The organism is Streptomyces sp. NPDC127119 (assembly GCF_042677425.1).
Classification (GTDB): domain Bacteria; phylum Actinomycetota; class Actinomycetes; order Streptomycetales; family Streptomycetaceae; genus Streptomyces.
The window spans coordinates 27,660-49,711 of the sequence record NZ_JBHXTO010000063.1; the positions used below are offsets into that span (position 1 = coordinate 27,660).

General features: G+C 70.4%; 14 protein-coding genes. 5 read left to right on the forward strand and 9 right to left on the reverse strand.

Annotated features, from left to right (window positions below):
• The first annotated feature begins 55 nt into the window (after positions 1-55).
• Together ACFVH5_RS24790 and ACFVH5_RS24795 are read left to right on the forward strand one after the other, a co-directional pair.
• Positions 56-2,029, forward strand: coding sequence for a hypothetical protein (locus ACFVH5_RS24790; RefSeq protein ID WP_385835930.1), 1,974 nt, complete (start codon positions 56-58; stop codon positions 2,027-2,029).
• A gap of 86 nt (positions 2,030-2,115) precedes the next feature.
• Entirely contained in the window at positions 2,116-2,805 is a 690-nt protein-coding gene (locus tag ACFVH5_RS24795; protein ID WP_385835932.1) for a TetR/AcrR family transcriptional regulator, read from the forward strand.
• Between the two features lie 141 nt (positions 2,806-2,946).
• Here ACFVH5_RS24795 and ACFVH5_RS24800 read toward each other — a convergent pair whose 3' ends face one another.
• The 8 genes from ACFVH5_RS24800 to ACFVH5_RS24835 form a co-directional block, all read right to left on the reverse strand.
• The gene (locus ACFVH5_RS24800; RefSeq protein WP_384816508.1) at positions 2,947-3,303 is read right to left on the reverse strand and encodes a 5-carboxymethyl-2-hydroxymuconate Delta-isomerase; all 357 of its coding nucleotides are present in this window, start codon (positions 3,301-3,303) and stop codon (positions 2,947-2,949) included.
• 30 nt (positions 3,304-3,333) lie between these two features.
• On the reverse strand, positions 3,334-4,953 hold the full coding sequence (locus ACFVH5_RS24805; RefSeq protein ID WP_385835952.1) for a SpoIIE family protein phosphatase: 1,620 nt from the start codon (positions 4,951-4,953) through the stop codon (positions 3,334-3,336).
• A gap of 71 nt (positions 4,954-5,024) precedes the next feature.
• A complete protein-coding gene (pulA, locus tag ACFVH5_RS24810; protein ID WP_385835933.1) occupies positions 5,025-10,424 on the reverse strand; it encodes a pullulanase-type alpha-1,6-glucosidase in 5,400 nt (1,799 codons plus the stop codon).
• Positions 10,425-10,821: 397 nt separating this feature from the next.
• Positions 10,822-12,204: an alpha-amylase family protein gene (locus ACFVH5_RS24815; RefSeq protein WP_385835935.1), complete on the reverse strand. Its 1,383-nt coding sequence runs from the start codon at positions 12,202-12,204 to the stop codon at positions 10,822-10,824.
• Positions 12,205-12,354: 150 nt separating this feature from the next.
• Entirely contained in the window at positions 12,355-14,037 is a 1,683-nt protein-coding gene (locus tag ACFVH5_RS24820) for a glycoside hydrolase family 13 protein (protein ID WP_385835937.1), read from the reverse strand.
• Positions 14,038-14,181: 144 nt separating this feature from the next.
• Positions 14,182-15,093 (reverse strand): sugar ABC transporter permease, encoded by a 912-nt coding sequence (locus tag ACFVH5_RS24825; RefSeq protein ID WP_385835938.1) that lies wholly within the window; start codon positions 15,091-15,093, stop codon positions 14,182-14,184.
• Positions 15,094-15,106: 13 nt separating this feature from the next.
• Positions 15,107-16,111 carry a carbohydrate ABC transporter permease gene (locus tag ACFVH5_RS24830; protein ID WP_385835941.1) on the reverse strand — a complete coding sequence of 335 codons (1,005 nt, stop codon included), beginning with the start codon at positions 16,109-16,111 and terminating at the stop codon, positions 15,107-15,109.
• Between the two features lie 142 nt (positions 16,112-16,253).
• Positions 16,254-17,528 carry an extracellular solute-binding protein gene (locus ACFVH5_RS24835; protein ID WP_385835943.1) on the reverse strand — a complete coding sequence of 425 codons (1,275 nt, stop codon included), beginning with the start codon at positions 17,526-17,528 and terminating at the stop codon, positions 16,254-16,256.
• Between the two features lie 496 nt (positions 17,529-18,024).
• Between ACFVH5_RS24835 and ACFVH5_RS24840 the strand changes: the two genes are divergently transcribed.
• Positions 18,025-19,059 (forward strand): LacI family DNA-binding transcriptional regulator, encoded by a 1,035-nt coding sequence (locus ACFVH5_RS24840; protein ID WP_384815146.1) that lies wholly within the window; start codon positions 18,025-18,027, stop codon positions 19,057-19,059.
• A 189-nt stretch (positions 19,060-19,248) separates the two neighbouring features.
• Positions 19,249-20,103 (forward strand): phosphatase PAP2 family protein, encoded by an 855-nt coding sequence (locus ACFVH5_RS24845; protein WP_385835945.1) that lies wholly within the window; start codon positions 19,249-19,251, stop codon positions 20,101-20,103.
• Positions 20,104-20,118: 15 nt separating this feature from the next.
• On the opposite strand, the gene ACFVH5_RS24850 is transcribed toward ACFVH5_RS24845, so the two are convergent.
• Complete coding sequence (locus tag ACFVH5_RS24850; protein ID WP_385835946.1) at positions 20,119-21,021, reverse strand: LysR family transcriptional regulator; 903 nt, start codon at positions 21,019-21,021, stop codon at positions 20,119-20,121.
• A 71-nt stretch (positions 21,022-21,092) separates the two neighbouring features.
• Here ACFVH5_RS24850 and ACFVH5_RS24855 point away from each other — a divergent pair, with 71 nt between their 5' ends.
• On the forward strand, positions 21,093-22,022 hold the full coding sequence (locus ACFVH5_RS24855; RefSeq protein WP_385835947.1) for a DMT family transporter: 930 nt from the start codon (positions 21,093-21,095) through the stop codon (positions 22,020-22,022).
• Positions 22,023-22,052 lie beyond the last annotated feature (30 nt).

A 22,052-nucleotide genomic window follows, 5' to 3' on the forward strand; every position in this document is an offset into this window, starting at 1 on the left:
CGGTGGTACCGGGCGGTCCAGGTGACCATCCACCGATTCGCTCGTTCTGCTGAACGTGCAGTCACAGGATGTCGCCCCGCGCCCCCGCCCCGCATCAGCCGCCGCCCCCGGGCCGGTGGTCGACATCGAGCAGGCCGAGGCCGCGCTCGTCGAGCACTACCCGCGGCTCGTCCGGCTCGCCTATCTGGTGCTGCCGCCGAGCCTCGGCCGCAACCGCCGGGTGCTCACCGCGCACGCGCTCACCCAGCGCACCCTGCCCCGCGGCCGGGCCTCCGGCGACACCTCCGTGCTCCCGGCCCAGAAGACCGCCACCGAGGGACGTGACGCGGACCCCGGGTACGCGTACGTGCGTCTGCGCGTCCTGCGGACGGCACTGGAGGCGGCCCGGCCGCTGACCTTCCGCGCCTGGCCCACCCGGGCCCAACTGCCGCCGCTGCTCCCGCAGGTGTGGGGCCTGCGGCTCTTCCCGCGCTCCGGCGGAGCCGACGAACTCGCCCTGGACCAGCGGCTGTCGGCCCTGTCCGCCCCGGCCCGCGCCGCGTTCGTCCTGCGCGGCCTGGAGCGGATGACCGACGCGGACGTGCGCAAGGTGCTGGCCGCGGCCGGTGAGGAGGCCCCGGCCGCCGCCCTCGCGGAGGCGGACGCGATGAACACGGCCGAGGGCGCCGACGCGCTGCTGACCTCCCCCGAGTTCGACCCGTGCTCGCTGCACGCCCGGCCCACCGATCTGGTGCGCCGCCGCCAGCACATCAAGGCGGCGATCGCCGCGGCCGCCGCGGTGGCCGTGTGCGGGGCGCTCCTCGGCATGCCCGGGGACGGCTGGGGCCCCGAGGGCGCCGCCGCTCCCCCGTACGCGCAGAACCCGGCGGCCCAGGCCGCCCTGGACCCCGGCAGGCTCACGCTGGTCCCGGCGGGGGCGTGGGAGTCGTCCGCGCGCACCGACTTCTCCGTGTGGCCCGCGCGCGGCGCGCTCACCGGCGACAAGGGCCTGCTGCGCCGCGCGCTCGCCGTATGGGCGCGGCCCGGCGGGTCCGTACAGGTCTCGGCGACCCCCGGCACCCCCTCGGGCGCCCCGCCGGGACCGCCCCAGCTGCTGTACGCGGGCGAGGTCGACCAGAGCCGCGTGGTGCTGCTGTACGACGGACTGCGGATCGCGCGGTACGCCGAGGCGAAGGACGGCGGCACCCAGGGCGCCGCCCTCGACTTCGCCCGGGTCGACGGCGCCTCGGGGGCCGACGCCGACGCGGTGGTCCTGGGCCGCACCGACGGCAACGTCCGCTATCTGACGGCACCCTGGGTGCGTACGGCCGTCGTGCGCGACCTGCTGAAGTCCGCCGCGGGTGCGACCGGTGCAACCGGTACGTCCGGTACGACGCCGCTGGCGCGCTCGGCGGACGGGGTGACCGAGCCGTTCGCGAGCCCGGCCCTGCAGACCGGCGAGTGCCGTTCCTGGAACGTGCTGGAGCTGACGGACCGGACGGGCACCCGGCTGTCGACCGACCTCGGGGAGCTGACGCCCGCCCGGCTCACCTCGGGCCGTCCCGGGCGGCCCGGCGACGCCTCGGCGGCGGACTGGTCCCCGCTGGCCTGCTCCCTCGCGGACGCCCGCGGCCAGGGCGTGCGCTCGGTCAACTCCTGGAGCTACGCCCGTCAGCCCCTCCCCGACGGGAGCGGCACCGCGGAGTGGCTGTGCACCCGCGCGGAGACCTGGCGGGGCGGGGGTCCGCGGGTGCTCGCCCAGTTCCACGCGCCGGGGCAGCGGTTCGGCGCGGTCGCGGCGAAGGCGGAGAACGCGTCCGCGTGCGGCTCGAAGGACCCCCATGTCCTGGCGGGTGTGCTGTGGAAGTCCGTCAAGGGCGACTGGTACCTCCTCGCCGCCGGCAGCAAGGACACGGCGTCGATCCGTGCGACGGGCGGCGTCAGCGGGGCGGCGGGGAGCAATCTCCTCGCCGTGCGGGCCGAACAGGGCGCTCAGGCGGTCCTGAAGGGCACGCTGAGCAGCGGGAGGGAGATCGGCGGGCTCCGCTGAACGGTCCTGGTGCCGCCCCGGTACCGGCCCCGGACGGCGGTCTGTTCGAGGCCGGTTCCGATCGGTTCGATCGGTAAGGTGTTCATATGACTACCGGGGTGCGACGCAGAATGGGCGTCGAGGAGCGACGGCAGCAGTTGATCGGCGTCGCCCTCGACCTGTTCAGCCGGCGCTCGCCGGACGAGGTGTCCATCGACGAGATAGCCTCCGCCGCGGGCATCTCACGACCGCTGGTCTACCACTACTTCCCGGGCAAACTCAGCCTGTACGAGGCCGCGTTGAAGCGTGCCTCGGACGATCTGGCGGAACGTTTCGTTGAGCCGCGGGAAGGTCCGCTGGGGGCGCGGCTGCTGCGCGTGATGCGGCGGTACTTCGACTTCGTCGACGAGCACGGGCCCGGCTTCTCGGCGTTGATGCGGGGCGGTCCCTCGGTCGGGTCCACCACGACGAACGCGCTCGTCGACGGGGTGCGGCAGGCGGCGTATCTGCAGATCCTGTCCCACCTGCGGGTGGAGCGGCCGTCGGCCCGGCTCGAACTCGTCGTCCGCTCCTGGATATCGCTGGCGGAGGCGACCGCGCTGATCTGGCTGGACGGCCGCCGGATTCCGCGGGCGGAGCTCGAGGTTCAGCTGGTGCATGACTTTGCCGCGCTGGCGGCGGTCAGTGCGGCGTCGGATGCGGAGATGGCGGCGGTTCTGCGGGCGGCTCTGTCCCAGGAACCGTCCGAGAGCCCGTTCGCGGACCTGGTCACCCGCCTGCTCGCCCTCGCCGGCTGACCTGTCGCCCAGGCCGAGTTCACGGTGCCGGCCGGTGGGGGCGGGCCCAAAGGATTGCGCAGTTCCCCGCGCCCCTGAAGGGCGCCCCGTCAGGGGCGCGGGGAACTGCGCGGGTGACCCCCACCGGGCCGCACTGTGACGTCAGTCCACGTACTTCTGGTACGACGGCTCAAGGTCGCGGACCTCCGCGGACGCGTGGAGCGCGAGCCCGTCGACCGGCTTCACATGCCCCCGTACAAGCTCCAACGCCCCCGAAGTCAGCGCCGACTTCACCTCGGCGGAGCGCCCCGGCAGCAGCGCCACCCCGACATGCACCAGCGCGTGCCCCGCCACATCGGTCCCGACGACGACGTCGTGCACGACCCGGAACCGGCACTTGCACGCCTCGATCTTCGCGGCGGCCGTCTCCACCACCATGGCGTGCAGCGCGGCAGCGAACCCCTGCCGGTCGAAGGCGTCGCCGAGCGACGCGGAGTAGTCGACGGTGATCTGCGGCATGGGCACTCCTGTTCGGGGGGAAAACAACTCTCACCCTAGCCTCAGGGCGAGCAGCGCGATGTCGTCCTCCCGCTCATGGCCGAAGCAGTCCAGGAGCGTGTCGCACAGGGCGTCCAGACCGGGCAGCGCTCCGACGGCGGCGGCCCGGAGGTGTTCCATCGACATCGCCAGATCCGTACCCCGGGTCTCGATCAGCCCGTCGGTCACCATCAGGAGCCGGTCGCCCGCTTCGAGGAACAGCTCGGTCGGCGCCGGATGGGGCAGCCCCACCCCGAGCAGTGGTCCGGCGGCCTTCGCGTAGTCGGCCGTACCGGTGTCGCGGATGATCAGCGGCGGGATGTGGCCGGCGTTCGCGATCCGGGTGCGCCCGGTGGCGGGGTCGATGAGGGCCAGGCAGACCGTGGTGGTGATCCCGGGGTGGTAGTACCGCAGCATCTTGTCGAGGCGCTCGGCCAGCACGGCCGGGTCGCTCTCGTCGACGCAGTAGGCACGCAGGGCGTGCCGGATCTCGACCATGACGGTGGCCGCGTCCAGCGAGTGCCCCACGACGTCGCCCACCGCGACGAGCACCCCGTCGTCGGTGCGCAGGGCCGCGTAGAAGTCGCCGCCGATCTCGGTCTGCTGCGAGGCGGGCACGTAACGGACCGCGACGTCGATGCCCGGCAGTTCGGGGAGCCTGTGCGGCTGGGGCAGGAAGCTGTGCTGGAAGGTGAGGGCGACGTGCCGTTCGACCTGGTACATGAGCAGCGGCTCGGCGGCGTACGCCGTGGCCTGGGCGAGCCGGGCCACCAGGGTCTCCTCCTCGGGGTTCACCCTGCGCACCCCGCGGGTGGGCGTGGCCAGGCACACCGCGGCCTTGCCCTCCTGCGTGAGGATGAGCGCCAGCCGGGCGTCGTGCTGCATGCCGGGCCGGAAGAACCCGCCGGGCCACAGCGGCGCGGGCACCGTGGTGATCCGCACCCCGGACTGCCCGCGGGTGAGCCGCCGGAGCAGCCCGGCCACCGCCCGGTGGGCGCCCTCGTCGGGCAGCGCGAGCGAGGTGCGGTCCTTGGAGAGGGCGCGGTACAGCTCGTCGTCCGGGCCGAGGAAGAAGACGGCGGCGGGGCCACCGGTGAGCCGTGCGGTGCCGTTGGCGGCGGCGTCGGCGAGTTCCTGGAGGTTGCGGGCCGCCTGGATGGTGACGATCGTCTCCGACAGCAGCGTCAGCCGCCGGGCCAGTGCCTGGTCGTCGGCCCGCAGCCGCGCGGTGCGCACCGCGGCCCGGACCACCGCGTCGATCTCCTCGGGCTCGGCCGGCACCGCCAGATACGCCTCGCCACCCGCTTCAAGACCCCGGCGCCGGTCGCCGGGGCTCACGGTGGACACCGAGAAGTGCACGACGGGCAGGCCGGCCATGTGCGCGCGGGCCTTGATCCTGCGGCAGAGTTCGAAGCCGTTCATGTCGGAGAGTTCCACGTCGACGAGGGCCACGTCGGGGAGGGTTCCCCTGCGCAGCCGTGCGTCGAGTTCGACGAGGGCCTCGTTGCCGCTGGTGGCCGCCACGACCTGGTGTCCGGCCCGGCGCAGCAGGGCGCCCATGGCGTAGCGGCCTGCCGCCGTGTCGTCCACGAGCAGCACGGTCGCGTCTGTTCGCTTGCCGTTGACGTCCATCTGCCAGCCCTCGGACATGCCGGTGGGGCGGCCCGGGGTCCCAGGGCCGCCCCACCAACGGTAATGCCCAGTCAGGAGGTACGGGAGAACACCGCCACGGTCCGTCCGGGGACGGTGAACGTGCCCGAGTCCGCCGCGTAGGAGGCGGACTTGACGACGGTGTCCCCGCCCTTGGCCTGTACGGGGTGCAGCGCGTACGCCGTGCCCTTCAGATCCGCCACTTTCTGCTCCTGCGCCCCGGGGGTCGCGTTGAGGACGACGACGAGGTCGCCGAGTTCCATCGTGATCACGCCGGGGGTCTCGTCCGTGCCGGACAGCGGGAAGGACAGCTTCGACTGCACCTGTCCCGCGGTGCCGAGCCCGAAGTCGGCTTCACCCGTACGGATGCGCAGCAGATCACGGTACGCGGCGGACGCGCCCTCGATCTGCGGGCAGCCCACCTCGACGGACGTCAACAGGGGCTTGGCGTAGGACCATTTGGCCTCGTTGTCGGTGGCCGGCGGCAGCCCGCGCCCGAATCCGTTGCCGCTGCCACCGCCACTGCTCTCGCGGCACTCCCAGTGGATGGCGTTGAACCAGTCGCCGCTGTCGTAGGAGTTGCGGTCCAGGGACTTGGAGCGCAGCAGGTCGGTGCCCGCCTGGGAGAGCGCGGGGCCCTGCGACAGGGTGGCCGTGGCCATCGCGAGGACCTGCATCCGTGCGCGCTCGGCCGCCGAGGTGCCCTGGGGCAGTTTGAAGGCGAGCGCGTCGAACAGCGACTCGTTGTCGTGGGCGTCCGCGTACGCGAGGGCGTCGCCGGGCGCGTCCGCGTATCCGGCGGGCGCCCCGTTGTAGTCGACCTGGGAGCCCTTGACCTGCTTGCCCGCGGTGTCGGTGAAGGTGTAGTCGGCGAGGTTGCCCGAAAGGCCGACCTTGATCAGGTCCTGGTAGTGCAGCAGGCGCGCCTTCTGTTCGGCCGTACTCCCGTTGTTGTCGCTGTCGTTGGGGTCGGTGTAGAGGCCGGACGCGAAGCCCTGGACGCCGGGGTCCTCGTCGAAGGGTCCGCCGCCGCGCACGGCGTCGCGGGCCCGGTCGGAGAACGTGGCGATACCGGTCCCGGCCATGTTCTTCTGGGTGGCCTGGACGAACCGGGCGTCGTCCGCGACCTCGCCGAAGTTCCAGCCCTCTCCGTAGAGGACGATCTTCTTGCCGTCGACGCCGTCCTTGGCGACGGTCAGCGCGTCGAGGGCCTTGCGGACCGCCAGGATGTTGGCCTTCGGGTGGTGGCCCATCAGGTCGAAGCGGAACCCGTCGACCTTGTACTCCCTGGCCCAGGTGACGATCGAGTCGACGACCAGCTTGCCCATCATGGCGTTCTCGGGGGCCGTGTTGGCGCAGCAGGTGGAGGTGGCCACCGAGCCGTCGGCGAGGAGCCGCTGGTAGTAGCCGGGGACCACCTTGTCGAGCACGCTCGTGTCGGCCTGCCCGCTGGCGGGCGTGTGGTTGTAGACCACGTCCATGACGACCCGCAGACCGTCCTCGTTGAGCGACTTCACCATCTGCCGGTACTCGACCGTGCGGCGCGTCCCGTCGGGATCACTGGCGTACGAGCCCTCCGGCACCGTGTAGTGGTACGGGTCGTACCCCCAGTTGTACGCGTCCTTCGCGGCGCTCTTCGCCACGCACTCCTGCTGCTTGTCGGAGTCGGCCGCGTAGGAGGCGAGATCGCAGTCGGGGACCGCCTGGTCCGCCTTCTTCTCGGGAATCGTGGCGATGTCGAAGGCGGGCAGGAGATGGACGTACGACGTCCCGGCCCCGGCGAGCTTCTTGAGGTGCCGGGAGCCCGTGCTGTCCTTGTCGGTGAAGGCGCGGTAGGTGCCCTTGTCCTTCGCCGGGACGGTTCCGTCCTCGACGGAGAAGTCACGGATGTGCAGTTCCTGGATCTGCGCGTCCTTCAGCGGTACGGCCCTGGGCTTCTTCAGGCCCGACCAGCCGCCGGGGGCGAGGGACTTGTCGTCCAGGTCGACGACGAGGCTGCGCCCGGAGTTCGCGGTGAGGGCGACCGAGTACGGGTCGGTGACCTTGTTGGTGACGAGTCGGCGGACGCTGGGCGCCCACACCTTCACGACGTACCGGTAGGGCTTGTTCTTCCAGGATCCCGGCCCGGTGACGGACCAGACCCCGGAGGCGGAGTCCCGCTTCATGGGGGCGGTCGTGCCGCCGATCTCCAGCGAGACGTCCTGGGCGGTCGGCGCCCAGACGGCCAGCGTGGGCCGGCCGCCGCGGAACGTCGGACCGAGGTCCGCCTTCGTCGCGGCCGTCCCGTACACGTCGTCGAGCACGCCCGCGATCTGTACGCCCGTCGCGGCGAGCACGGCCCCGTTGGCGGCCCGCTGGGAGGCGACGAGCTGGCCGCGCAGGGCCTCGCGCACCCGGTCGCGGTCGCGCGGGTCGACGGACCAGGCGCTGTAGTCCTTGAGATGCGGGAAGGCGGCCTTCTGGGCGTCGGTCAGGGAGGTCTTCCCCAGCCGCAGCCACCGTTCGTCGCTGCTGGTGAGCGTGCCGTTCTCCGCCTCGATGCTGCCCTTGCGGGAGTACAGCAACTGGGTCGACGCGGCGCTCTCGTCGCCGTTCCAGGCGACGGTGTTCCGGTCGATCCAGACCGCCTTGGAGGTGGCCAGGTCGAGTGCGGCGGCGCTGCCCGCGGGCTGCGGCAGGAGGTACTTCTCCCGGCCGCCCAGCATCCACACCTCGTGGCCGTTCGCCGTGAGGTCGAGCGACTGGTCGGTGGGGAGGTCCTTCTCGTCGCCCTTGTGGAGGATGTAGCTGAGGCTCGTGGCGCCCTCGGTGAGCGGCACCTCGTAGACGGCCCCGAACGCGTCGGTCCGCACCGGCTCCAGGGGCTTCGACCAGTCCGTGGGGTTCGCGGCGCCGGTCCAGGTGTGCAGACCCCAGCCGTCGTACGTGCCGTCGGCCCGGTGGTAGTGCAGGACCGCCTTGGTCCTGTCCGGTGCCGGGTGGTCGGCGGCGGGCTTCTCGGTTCGTACGGCCTCCTTGCCCTGCTCGACCCAGACCTCTCCCGTCTTCGTGACGTCGATCGTGCGGTCGGCGGAGACGTCCTTGGTGCCGTCCTTGTCGATGACGAGGAAGTTCACGGCCGAGGCGCCCGGCTTGAGCTTGACGTACGCGAAGGCCCCGTAGGCGTCCCGGCCGACGAAGTCATGACCCGCCGGCCACGTGGTGGCCTCCCCCTCGGCGATGTCGCCCCAGGCATAGAGGCGCCAGTCGGTGTAGTCCCCGTCCGCGCGCTTGTAGTGGACGATCACGTCCTCGCGCGAAGAAGCGGTCGGCACCTCCTCGGCGGGCGGGGTGCCGGTGATGGAGGCGGCCGTCGCACGCGCGGTGCGCCCGGCCGAGTCGACGACAACGGCCTTGTAGCGCAGGGCGGTTCCGGCCGGCACGTCCTCCCCGACGACCTGGGTGACCTTGTACGGCGCGTGGTCGGCGGAGCCGAGCGTGCGCCACTTCCCGTTGCCCACCTGCGCGGCGAAGGCGACCCGGTTGAGCTGTCCCCCGTCGACGTCGGCGGCGATCTCGACGGTGCCGGTGGCACCGGCGGCGGGCGCCTTGAGCGTGACGGTCGGCTTGACGGCGGGCGGGGCGAGCCGCCCGGCAGCCTTGTAGACGACGGAGGACCCGGCCGGAACGGTCACGGCGACTCGCCGGTCGGACCCGCTCTTCAGCGACTTCTCCGTGCCGTGGATCCCACGGAAGGTCATGCCCGCGGACCCGGTCGCGAAGGTGGCGCTCTTCGCCTCGTCCGCGTTGTTCACGGCGACGACGTACTCGACACCGCTCTTCGCGTCGGTGCGGGAGAAGGCGTAGACGCCGGCGCCGTCGGCCGCGTACCGCTCGGTCTGCACACCGTCCGCGAGGGCGGGCTCGGCCTTGCGGAGCTTGGCGAGCGCGGCGATCTGCCGGTACAGGGGCGCGCTCGTGTCGTACGCGTCCTCGGCGTGCGTACGGTCCGTGCCGAGCTGGTCGTCGTCCAGGTAGTCGGCGGTCTTCGACGCGAACATGCTCTGGCGGGCGTCCTTGTCGCCGCCCGCGCCGGTGAAGCCCTGCTCGTCGCCGTAGTAGACGACGGGGTTGCCGCGGCCGAGGAACATCAGCTCGTTGGCCAGCTCGGCCTTCCTCACCAGCTCGGCGTCGGACGCGCCGGGGTCGTCCTGCTTGAGGAACGTGCCGATGCGGCCCATGTCGTGGTTGCCGAGGAAGGTGACCTGCTCGTACGCGTTGGCCTTGTCCGTCGTGTACTTGTAGTCGTCGCCGAACACCGAGGCCAGCCGCTGCGCGCTGCCGCCCTGGGAGGCGTACGCCCGTGCCGCGTCCTGGAAGGGGAAGTCCAGCGTGGAGTCGAGGCGGCCCTCGGTGACGTACGGGGAGGTGATCGACGTGTCCGCCGAGTACACCTCACCGAACATGAAGAAGTCGTCGCGCCCCTGCTTGGCCGCGTACGCGTCGAGCGCGGTCGCCCACTGCGTCCAGAACTCCATGTTCACGTGCTTCACGGTGTCGATCCGGAAGCCGTCGATGCCGAAGTCCCGCACCCAGCGCTGGTAGATCTTCTCCATGCCGGTGACGACCTCGGGACGCTCGGTCCACAGGTCGTCGAGCCCGGAGAAGTCACCCTGCTCCGAACTCTCACCGGCGAAGGTCGAGTCGCCGCGGTTGTGGTACATCGACGGGTCGTTGAGCCACGACGGCACCTTGGCGTTCTTCTTCGCGGGAGCCACGACGGGGGTACGCGGGAAGGAGTCAGGTTCGACGGAGGGGAACCGGCCGGCCCCGTCGGCGTAATCGGCGTCGTCGAAGGGCTCGCCGTCCTTCGTCAGATACGGGAACGCGCCCTTGGAGAGGTAGGAGTACGACTTCTCCTCGTAGTCGACGACGTCGGCCGTGTGATTGGTGATGACGTCGAAGAAGACCTTCATGCCCTTGCCGTGGGCCTTGTCGATCAGCCGCTCCAGGTCCGCGTTCGTGCCGAAGTGCGGGTCGACCTGCGTGAAGTCGGTGATCCAGTAACCGTGGTAGCCGGCCGAGGTGTTCTCACCGGTGCCCTGCACGGGCTGGTTCTTGAAGATCGGCGCCAGCCAGATGGCCGTCGTGCCGAGGTCCTTGATGTAGTCGAGCTTCTTCGTCAGGCCCTTGAGGTCGCCACCCTGGTAGAAACCCTTGTCGGTGGGGTCGTAACCGGTGGCGAGCCGGGAGCCGGTGAGGCCGCCCCTGTCGTTGGCGGTGTCCCCGTTGGCGAACCGGTCCGGCAGGACGAAGTAGAACTGCTCGCGGGTGAGGTCGTTACGGGCGGGCGTCTTCGCCAGGGCCGCGTCCGAGGGGGGCGCGGGTGGGGTTGCCGCGCGGGCGGCGAGGGGCTGGACGAGCACGGCGGCGAGGGCTGCGGCGGCGAGGGCCGCGGTCCGTCTCGGTATCACAGGCCTGACTCCTTGCGATGGGATCGGCGCGACGCTATCCCCGCCGAAACACTTTCTGCAAGAGCCTTGCAAGCGTAAGAAAGAGTTTTCAACGACGGCCGCGGTCGCCCCGGTTCAAGAAAAAAGACTGCGCAGTTCCCCGCGCCCCTAGGTGGGACGGGGCGCAGCCCCTCCCCAAGGGGCGCGGGGAACGGCGCGAGCACCCCCCACCGAACCCGCACGTCCAGGGGCGCGGGGAACTGCGCGGCCAGCCCCCACCGGGCCGCACGTTCAGGGGCGCGGGGAACTGCGCGATCGTTTGGGCCCGCCCCCAGCGGCCCGCAGACGGGCGGGGGTTTTCAGGGGCGCGGGGAACTGCGCGATCGTTGAGGCCCGCCCCCACCGGCCTCCAGGCGGATCAGCAGGCGGACTTGCCCGCGTACACCGCCAGCGCCGTGTTCGCGGCGAGCGTCGCCGTCAGCTGGCCGGACCCGTTCACCGTCACCGTGGACCCCGCCTGCACATTGCAGTACGTGCCCGCAGCGAGCGACGTCTGGTACGTGCGCGAAAGCGACGACGACTCGTGGTTGATCGCCACGAAGCCCTTGCCGCCGCGCCCGAAGGCGATCGCGTCACCCCCGTTGTCCCACCAGTTGGAGACCGACTCCCCCCGGACGGCGTTACGGAAGCCCACCATCGACTGGATCTCCGGCCACGCGTGCTGGCACTTCCACCCGTCCTGCCAACAGGCGTTCACGGACCCCCCGTTGGGCGGTCCCGCGTCCGTGGACGAGAACTCGTACCCCGAGTTGATGTCGGGCGCCCCGTACGGGTACGCCAGCATGAACACGTTCGCGAGCGTGTAGTTCGCGTTGTCCTTGTAGCTGAGCGTCGACCCGTTGCGCTCGGTGTCGTGGTTGTCGACGAAGACGCCCGAGACACCACTGCTCATGTACCCCCAGCCCTCCCCGTAGTTCTTCAGGTAGGCGAGGTTCTCGTTGTTGAAGACCCGCTTGAGGTCGAACGCGTACCGGAACTCCTGCACATCCCCCGTGCCGGTGTACTCGGTCGGCTGGACCGCCTCCCCGGCCCCGTAGATGGCCTCCTGCTTCCAGTACGCGGACGTGTTGCTCAGCCGGCCCTTGATGTTCGCGAGGTCGGCGGCCGGTATGTGCTTGGCCGCGTCGATGCGGAAGCCGTCGACGCCGAGCGACAGCAGGTCGTTCATGTACTTGGCGATGGCCCCGCGGACGTACTCCTCGCCGGTGTCGAGGTCGGCGAGTCCGACGAGTTCGCAGTTCTGGACGTTCGCGCGGTCCTGGTAGTTGCTGATCTGCGAGGTGCAGTTGTCGAAGTCGTACGACGAGTACAGGCCCGGGTAGTCGTACTTCGTGTAGGACGAGCCGCCCGTACCCGTGCCGCTGCCGGCCGACATGTGGTTGATCACGGTGTCGGCGACGACCTTCACGCCCGCCGAGTGACACGTGCTGACCATGTTCTGGAAGGCCGTACGGTCACCGAGGCGCCCGGCGATCTTGTAGCTGACGGGCTGGTACGAGGTCCACCACTGCGAGCCCTGTATGTGCTCGGCGGGCGGGGAGACCTGGACGTATCCGTAACCGGCCGGGCCCAGCCGGTTGGTGCACTCCTTGGCCACGGACGCGAAGTTCCACTCGAAGAGGACGGCGGTGACGTCCTTGGTGCCCGGTGGGGAGGCGTGGGCGGTACCGGCGGTGCTCGCGGGGACGACGAACGCGGCGGCCGCCACGGCGAGCGCGCAGGACAGAGCTCTCTTGGCCATGTGTGGGGGTCCCTTCTCCGTTGAAGGTTCTTGCTGCAAAATTCAACAGCAGTGCGGTGCCGCAGATCGTAGAAGCCCGCCTCCCAAAGCGGAAGACGGGCTTCTGAAAATTCCTGAAACTTCTTACAGGACGCGCCGGTTGGTGAACGGTCAGTCGGCGATCCACCACACGGTGGCGTCGGCGGGCACCTTCGCCTCGCCGTCGTCGGTGACGGTCACCTCGCCGCTCGCGAGCAGCACCCGCCCGTACGCGCGGACGGTCGCCGCCTCTCCCCCGGTGTTGGCGGTGCACACGAACGCCCCGCGCCGGAAGGCGAGCACGCCTTCGGCCGCCTTCAGCCACTCGACCCGGTCGCCCGCGCCGAGGTCGGCCTGCTCACTGCGCGCGGCGAGCGCGGCCCGGTACAGCTCAAGGGTCGAACCGGCGACCCCGGTCTGCGCCTCGACGCTCAGCTCGCCCCACCCGGCGGGCTGCGGAAGCCAGCTGCCCCCGCCGCCGAAGCCGTACGAGGAGCCCTCCCGGTCCCACGGGATCGGCACCCGGCAGCCGTCACGGAACCCGTCCTGGCCGGCGCCCCGGAAGTACGCGGGGTCCTGGCGGACCTCGTCCGGCAGGTCGACGACGTCCGGCAGGCCCAGTTCCTCGCCCTGGTACAGGTACGCGGACCCGGGCAGCGCGAGCATCAGCAGGGTGGCGGCGCGGGCCCTGCGCAGACCCAGTTCACGGTCTCCGGCGAGCCGGATCTGGGTGCCGAGCCCGGCCGGGTTGGCGAACCGGGTCGCGTGCCGGGTCACGTCGTGGTTGGACAGCACCCAGGTGGCGGGGGCGCCCACGGGCCGCATCGCGTCGAGCGTCCGGTCGATGCAGGCGCGCAGTTCCTCGGCGTCCCAATGGGTGCTCAGGTACTGGAAGTTGAAGGCCTGGTGCAGTTCGTCGGGGCGCACGTAGTTGGCGGTGCGCTCGATGGTCGGCGTCCATGCCTCGGCGACGAAGATGCGGTCGCCGGAGTACTCGTCGAGCACGAGCCGCCACTGGCGGTAGATCTCGTGCACACCGTCCTGGTCGAAGAACGGCATGACATCGTTGCCCAGGAGCTTCAACTGCTCGTGGGATCCCAGGTCGGGCAGCCCTTCCGCCTTCACAAGGCCGTGGGCCACGTCGATCCGGAAGCCGTCGACGCCCATGTCGAGCCAGAACCGCAGCACCGAGCGGAACTCGTCGCCGACCGCCGGGTGGTCCCAGTCGAAGTCGGGCTGCTCGGGCGCGAAGAGGTGGAGGTACCACTCGCCCGGGGTGCCGTCCGGCTCGGTGACCCGCGTCCAGGCGGGGCCGCCGAAGATGGACTCCCAGTCGTTGGGCGGCAGTTCACCGTTCTCGCCCTGGCCGGCGCGGAAGTGGTAGCGCTCCCGGGTCGGCGAACCGGGCCCCTCCGCGAGGGCGCGCTTGAACCACTCGTGCTGGTCGGAGGAGTGGTTGGGGACGAGGTCGACGATGATCCTCAGGCCCAGTTCATGGGCGTCGCGGATCAGCGCGTCGGCGTCGAGCAGATTGCCGAACATGGGGTCCACGGCCCGGTAGTCCGCCACGTCGTAGCCCGCGTCGGCCTGCGGCGAGGCGTAGAACGGGCTGAGCCACACGGCGTCGACGCCGAGGTCGCGCAGATACGGGAGTCGGGAACGTACGCCCTCCAGGTCGCCCATGCCGTCACCGTTGCTGTCGGCGAAGCTGCGCGGATAGACCTGGTAGATCACCGCGTCACGCCACCAGTCGCGGCGGTCGGCGACGGTCACAAGAGCGGAGTTCGGCGCCGGGTCGGCGGAGTGCTGGCTCATAACATCCTTGATACGTGACGGAGTTCATCGGGCAGCGCCCCGAAGGGGCGCGGGGCTGTATCGATATGCGGCTTCCGCCGCGTGGGCGCGACCAGCCACAGCGAGTCCGCAGACGACGGACAACCCGCAGCGCGCCGCGTACGGCTAACCCTTGGTGCCACCCGCGGTCAACCCGGTCACCAGATTCTTCTGCACGAGGTAGAAGAACGCGGACACCGGAATGGCCACGAGCACAGCCGTCGCGGCCATCAGATTGCGCTGGGCGTCGTGCTCACTGACGAAGCTCTGCAGCCCCACCGCGAACGTGTACTTCGTGTCGGACAGCATGAACGTCGAGGCGAACGCGACCTCACCGAACGCGGTGATGAAGCTGTAGAACGCGGCGACGGCGAGCCCCGGCTTGGCGAGCGGCAGGATCAGCCGCGCGAACGTACCGAAGGGCGAGAGCCCGTCGACGCGTCCGGCCTCGTCGATCTCGAAGGGGATCGTGTCGAAGTACCCCTTGAGCAGCCACGCGCAGTACGGCACGGCCGTCGAGCAGTAGACGAGGATCAGGCCGAAGTAGTTGTCGATCAGCTGGAGTTCGCTGAGGATCTCGTACATCGGGACCATCAGTACCGCGACCGGGAACATCTGGGTCACCAGGAGCACCCACATGAACTTCTTGTAGCCGGGGAAGCGCATGCGCGAGACCGCGTAGCCGGTGGTGGCGGCGACCAGGACGCCGATGACGGTCGTGCCCAGCGACACGACGAGCGTGCTCCACAGCCAGTCGAAGAACGGCGTGTGCCGCAACACGAACGTGTAGTTGTCGAACGTCATCTTGCCGAGGATGCCCCCGGGGTGCAGATAGTCGTCCTTGTCCGGGCCGAGCGACAGATAGATCAGCCAGGCGATCGGGAACAGGGCTATCAGGCTGGCGACGACGAGGATGCCGTGCGAGGTCAGGGCCCCGGCGCGACTGCGCTCGCCGCGCCGCGGCCCCTTGCCGGCCGGTGCGGTGCCCGCGGGCGTCCCGTCCACCGGGGGCGGGGTCTTGACGGTCGTGGTGCTCATGGGGGCTCCTGCCTCAGATCGCGAGCTGCTGCTCGTTGCGGGCCAGCCAGCGGCGGTAGACGGAGGTGAAGACGATCAGGATGGACAGCAACAGGACGCCGTACGCGGCGGACTGCGCGTAGTCGCGCGGCTGTTGGCCGAAGCCCAGGTAGTAGGCCCAGGTGACGAGGATCTGCGCGTCCGGCGCGGTGTCGCCGAAGAGCAGGAAGATGATGGCGAACTGGTTGAACGTCCAGATGACGCCCAGCAGGACGACGGTGGAGCTGACCGACTGCAGACCCGGCAGGGTCACGTTCCTGAAGCGCTGCCAGGCGTTGGCGCCGTCCATCTCCGCGGCCTCGTACAGGACGGGGTCGATGGACTGCAGTCCGCCGAGCAGCGAGACCATCATGAACGGCACACCGCACCAGGTGTTGACCATGATCGCGGCGGTCCGCTGCCAGAAGGTGTCCTCGAGCCAGAGCGGCGAGGGCAGATGGACCGCGTCGAGCATGGAGTTGATGATGCCGCCGTCGGCGAGCATGAACCGCCAGCCGAAGACGGTGACGAAGGTCGGCACGGCCCACGGCAGCACGAGGATGAGCCGGTAGAAGGTGCGGCCCTTGAGTTTCTGGTTGAGCAGCAGCGCCAGCCCGAGCCCGATGACGTAGTGGAGCAGCACGCACAGCGCCGTCCACACGATCGTCCAGATGAAGTGCGACCAGAACCGGTCGTACGCGGTGGGGCCCCACAGGATGTCGGCGTAGTTGTCCAGGCCGATGAACTCGTACGTGGCGTCGATGTGGTTGACGCCGATCGTGCGGGCCGAGTTGAGGCTGGTGGCGTCGGTGAACGTCAGGTAGATGCCGCGCACCAGCGGATAGAGCACCAGCACACCGAGCACGACGACCACCGGGGCGGTCATCGCGTACGCGTACCAGTACTTCTGGTACGAACGCTTCATGCGCTGGAGCAGGCCGGGGCGCGGGGCCCGGCTCCCCCGGCGCTTGCCGGTCGCGCGGTCGATGACGACTGTCATGATTCGACACCTTCTGGAAAATCAGGGGCTGCTCAGCAGGCCGGTGGGTCTGCGGGCCTGAGCCTGTGGGCCGGTCGTGGGCCGGTGGCCGCCGGACGCGCCCCCCGTTCTGGACGGGGACGGATCCGGCGGCCACCCGGTGTCACTTGCTGAAGTCCGGGACCAGCTTGGCGATCGCGGTCTCCGCGTTGCCCAGGCCCTTGTCGAGGGACTCCTTGCCACCGGCGATCTTCGGCAGCTCGGTGTCGAGCGGACCCCACAGCGAGCTGTACTCCGGCAGCGCCGGACGCGGCTGGGCGGCGGCGAGCACACCCTGGTAGCCGGCGATCCCCGGGTCGGACTTGACCTCGGTGGTGTAGGCGTCCTCGCGGGTCGGCAGCGTGGAGTTCTTGAGGGCGATGGTCTCCTGCGACTTCGCCGACGTCATGAACTTCAGGAACGTGAGCGAGGCCTCCTGGTGGGCCTTGTCCGAACCCGCGTACACGGAGAGGTTGTGGCCGCCGGTCGGGGCGCCCGCCTTGCCGCTGGAGCCGGCCGGGACGGTGGCGATACCGAGGTTGCCCTTGTCCTTGAAGGCCGAGCCCTTGTAGAAGTTCGTGATCTCCCACGGGCCCTGGATGATCGAGGCGACCTTGCCGTTGACGAAGGCGTCCTGGATGTGGGCGTACGCGTCGGCGGTGGTGTCGGCCTTGTGCAGGCCCTTGCCGCTGAACAGGCCCTGCCAGGTCTTGTAGCCCTTGACCGCCTCGGGCGAGTTGACGGTGATCTTCTTGGCGTCGGCGTCGACCGTGTCGGTGCCCTCGCCGTGCAGGAACGACTGCGCGTAGTAGGCCTGGGTGGAGCCCCAGTAGCCGTCGACGCCCGTCTTCTCCTTGACCGTGCCGGCGTCCGTCTTGAGGTCGGCCCAGGTGGTGGGCGCCGCGTCGATGCCGGCCTTCGCGAAGAGTTCCTTGTTGTAGACCAGCGCGAGGGTGTCGGTGACCAGCGGCACACCGTACGTCTTGCCCTCGTACTTGGCCTGCTCGATCAGGCTGGCCTGGAACTTGTCCTGCTCCGCGAGGGCCTCGGTGCCGTCGAGCGGCAGGAAGAAGCCCTTCTTGGCGAAGGCGGGGGTCCAGCCGACCTCGGAACGCAGGATGTCCGGGGCGCCCTTGGAACCGGCGGCGGTGTCGAACTTGTTCTGCGCCTGGTCGAAGGGCACGTTGACGTACTTGACCTTGATGTCCGGGTTGGCCTTCTCGAATTCCTTCACGAGGGCCTTGTACGTCGGTGCCTCGTTGGTGGCGTTGGACGTGTCCCACCACGTGAGGGTGACCGGGCCGTCCGCCTTGCCACTGTCGTCGCTGTCTCCGCCGCAGGCCGTCGCCGCGAGGGCGAGGGACGCCACCAGTGCGGTGGCCGCTATGCCACGCCGCATGAGTTCTCCTTGAGGGTGAAAGCCCGTGTGCTTGAGGGAGCGGCCCCGTCCGCCGTCCCTGCCGACTCGCCGACCGCACCGTTGCCGCCGTCGGGCGACGTGAACGTAACAGCGATGTAAGCGGCGCGAAAGGCCTTGCAGCAAAAAAGTGCAAGACCCGCGGACAGTTACCCCGCCGTGACCTCTTCGGAACCGTCCCGATCTGCCGCTATGCCTTGCCACAGCGGCATTCATGGGGTGCGGGGCCGCCGTGCAAGACTCTGCAAGCTCTTGCCATACTCGTCCGTCACGAGGATCATCGGCGCTCGGCGCCTTGCAGGAAACACCCCGTCCGCACGGGCGCACGCGGCGGACGACGACCACCCCGCCACGACACTGCCGACCAGAATCACGAGGGAACGCGATGACGCAGCAGCCCGGAGCGGGCCGTCCAAGTGCCCGCGCACGGCGTTCGTTCAGTGGGCAACGCGATCCCCGGCCGGTACAGTCCAATCCCGTGACCACACGGCTTGCCGACATCGCAGCGCAGGCGGGGGTGAGCGAAGCGACCGTCAGCCGGGTCCTGAACGGGAAGCCGGGCGTCGCCGCCACCACCCGCCAGTCCGTACTGGCCGCGCTCGACGTGCTCGGCTACGAGCGGCCCGTACGGCTGCGCCAGCGCAGCGAGGGGCTCGTCGGGCTGATAACCCCGGAGCTGGAGAACCCGATATTCCCGGCCCTGGCCCAGGTCATCGGCCAGGCGCTGACGCGGCAGGGCTACACGCCGGTGCTCGCGACGCAGACCCCGGGCGGCTCCACCGAGGACGAACTGACCGAGATGCTGGTCGACCGGGGGGTCGCCGGCATCATCTTCGTCTCCGGACTGCACGCGGACACCTCCGCGGACATGCAGCGCTACGAGCAACTGCGCGGGCGGGGAGTGCCGTTCGTCCTCATCGACGGTTTCTCGCCAAAGGTGCAGGCGCCCTTCATCTCCCCGGACGACCGGGCGGCGATGGCCCTCGCGGTCACGCACCTCGTCTCGCTCGGCCACACCCGGATCGGCCTGGCGCTGGGACCCAAGCGGTTCGTGCCGGTGCAGCGCAAGATCGAGGGCTTCGTCCGCACGATGCAGGACCTGCTGGGTCTGGCCACGGCGGACATCGAGGAGCGCCTGGTCCAGCACTCGCTGTACACGCTGGAGGGCGGACAGGCCGCCACCGCGGCCCTCATCGACCGCGACTGCACGGCGATCGTCTGCGCGAGCGACATGATGGCGCTGGGTGCCATACGCACGGCCCGCCAGCGCGGGCTCGAAGTCCCGGACGACATCTCCGTCGTCGGCTTCGACGACTCCCCGCTGATCGCGTTCACCGACCCGCCCCTGACCACGGTCCGCAAGCCGGTCCCGGCGATGGGCCAGGCCGCGGTGCGGACGCTGCTGGAGGAGATCGGCGGGACCCCGGCCCCCCACAGCGAGTTCGTGTTCATGCCCGAACTGGTGGTGCGGGGCTCGACGGCCTCGTCCCCCGGGGACCGCAACCGCGCCTAGCGATACCGGCGGCACCAGCCGTACCGGCCATATCTGCGATACCACCTAGGGGTACCTCTCAGGGGTGCGGGGCGGGCGTTCTCGTGCGCAGGAAGTAGTGCCTCACCTACTTCAGGTGTAGAACGTGCGGCCAGGACCCACCCAAGGGATGATCGGTCGGGAAAGGCTCATCTGGCAGACTCTGTCCCTATGGGTGAGAGCACCGTGACGACACTGGAAGGCCAGGAGCAGGCCCCTCCACAGCCCGTCGCGGACGAGGCGCACGGCAGCGCGGGACACCGTCTCCTGCGAAGGCTGCGTACGCCTCGCCGCCCCAGGCTCTGGTTCGAGATCCTGCTCATCGGAGTGAGTTACTGGACGTACTCGCTGATCCGCAACGCCGTTCCGGAGCAGCGGACCCAGGCGCTGGAGAACGCCGACTGGCTCTGGAGGATGGAGCACCACCTCGGCATCGCCGTCGAGGAATCGGTCAACCATGCCGTGAACTCGGTGACTTGGCTGATCGTCGGCATGAACTACTACTACGCGACCCTGCACTTCGTGGTCACCATCGGCGTCCTGGTGTGGCTCTACCGCAGCCATCCGGGCCGGTACGCGGCCACGCGCACGGTCGTCTTCGCCACCACGGGTGTGGCCCTGGTCGGCTACTACCTGTATCCGCTGGCCCCGCCGCGCCTGATGACCGGCAACGACTTCATCGACACGGTCGTGGTCCACCAGACCTGGGGCTCGATGGCCTCCGGCGACCTGAAGAGCATGTCGAACCAGTACGCCGCGATGCCGTCCATGCACATCGGCTGGTCCCTGTGGTGCGGCCTCACGATCTTCGCCCTGGCCTCGGTCCCCTGGGTCCGGGTCCTCGGCCTGCTCTACCCGGTGGCGACCCTCGTGGTCATCGTCGCGACGGCCAACCACTTCTGGCTGGACGCGGTGGGCGGCATGGCGTGCCTGGCGTTCGGCTACACGGTGGCGAGGCTCTGGTACGGATCGCTGCCGTACGCGCTCCCGCAACAGGTCCCACAGCCCGTGCCGCCCAAAACCTGAGAGGCCGGGGCGGGGTCACTCCCCGCCTCCCCCGGCCTCCCGCAGCGCCGCCAGGAAACTCCGGAGCGCCGGTGTCGGCTCCGCGGCCTCCCGCACGGCGGCGAAGATCGCCCGCACCGGCTCCGGCCGCCTGACCTCCCGTACGACCACTCCGGGGTGCCGGCTGCCCAGGCCCAGGCGCGGGACCAGACTGACGCCGAGGCCCGCCGCGACGAACCCCTGCGCGGTCACGTAGTCCTCGCTCTCCACCACGAACCGGGGCCGGAAGCCGGTGGCCTCGCACGCCGCGAGCTGTGCGTCCAGACAGGGCCCCGGCCACTCGCTGCCGACCCACGGCTCCTCGGCGAGGTCGGCCAGCGCCACGGTCCGCCGCCCCGCCAGCGGGTGCCCCTTCGGGAGCACGGCGCGATACGGATCGTCGAGCAGCCGCACCAGCCGCACGCCGTCGGCCCCCTCCGTCTCCCCTTCCGGCCGCACCACGAGGGCCAGGTCCGCCCGCCCCTCCCGTACGTCCGGCAGCGGATCCTCGGGGTCGATGAGCTTCAACTCGATCTGTACGCCGGGGTGTTCGATCCGGACCCGGGCCACCGCCGGGGCGACCAGCGCGGCCCCCGCCGTCGCGAAGTACCGCACCGCGAGCCGCCCGGTCCGGCCCGCCCGCAGGTCGTCGAGCGCGGTCTCGGCCTCGGCGACCTGGCGGCCGATGGCGTCCGCGTACCCGGTGAGCAGCAGGCCGGCCTCGGTGGGCCGTACGCCCCGGCCGACCCGTTCGAGCAGGGGCGTACGGGCCTCCTTCTCCAGCACCGCGATCTGCTGGCTGACCGCGGAGGGCGTGTAGCCGAGGCGGGTCGCCGCCGCCGTCACGGACCCGCTGGTGACCACGGCTCTCAGCATCTGCATGCGTCGCACATCAAGCATGTAGGTGAGGTTAACAGTGCATGCAACATCTTTCACTTGTCCTTACGTCATACGTGACTCACCGTGGACGCATGCCGCTCACCTCCACGCTCCGCATGGCCGCCCTGGCGCTCCTCTGGGGTTCGGGTTTCCTGTGGATCAAACTCGCCCTGAACCACGGGCTGTCCCCGGCCCAGATCACCATCACGCGCTGCGCGCTCGGCACGGCCGTGCTCCTGCTCCTGGCCCGTTCGGCGGGCCGGCGCCTGCCGCGCGACCGCGGGACGTGGGGCCACCTCGTCGTCGCGGCCCTCTTCTGCAACGCCGTCCCGTTCGCGTTGTTCAGCGTCGGCGAGCAGACGGTCGACTCGGGCGTCGCGGGCGTGCTGAACGCGACGACTCCCCTGTGGTCGCTGCTGATCGGCGTCGCCCTGGGCACGGACCGCGGACTCGGCCGCGTCCGGCTGGCCGGCCTGTTCCTGGGCTTCGCCGGTACGCTCCTGATCTTCGCCCCGTGGCATCGTTCGGGCCTGCTGACGTGGGGCGCGCCGGCCCTGCTGGGCGCGGCGGCGAGCTACGCGGTGGCCTTCGCGTACATGGCGCGCACGCTTACGGGGCGGGGGGCGCCGTTGGCTGTGTCCGCGGCGCAGCTGCTGACGGCCACGGCGTGGACGTGCGTGGCGCTTCCGGCGGCCGGGCCCGTCCGCACCGACGCCACGGGTCTCCTGGCGGTGACCGCGCTCGGTGTCCTCGGGACGGGGGTCACGTTCTACCTCAACTACCGCCTGATCGCGGACGAGGGCCCGACGAGCGCGGCGACGGTCGGGTACCTGTTGCCGGTGGTGTCGGTGGGGATGGGGGCGGTGGTGCTGGGCGAGGAGATCGGACTGCGGGTGGTGGTGGGGATGGGCGTGGTGCTGGCGGGGGTGGCATTCTCCCGCCCCCGCCGCCCCTACCCGTCCCGTACCTGCCTCGGGGGCGCTGCCCCCGAACCCCCGGTCCTCAAACGCCGGACGGGCTGAGATGTCCCCGGGCGGCCGAAGGTCTCCAGC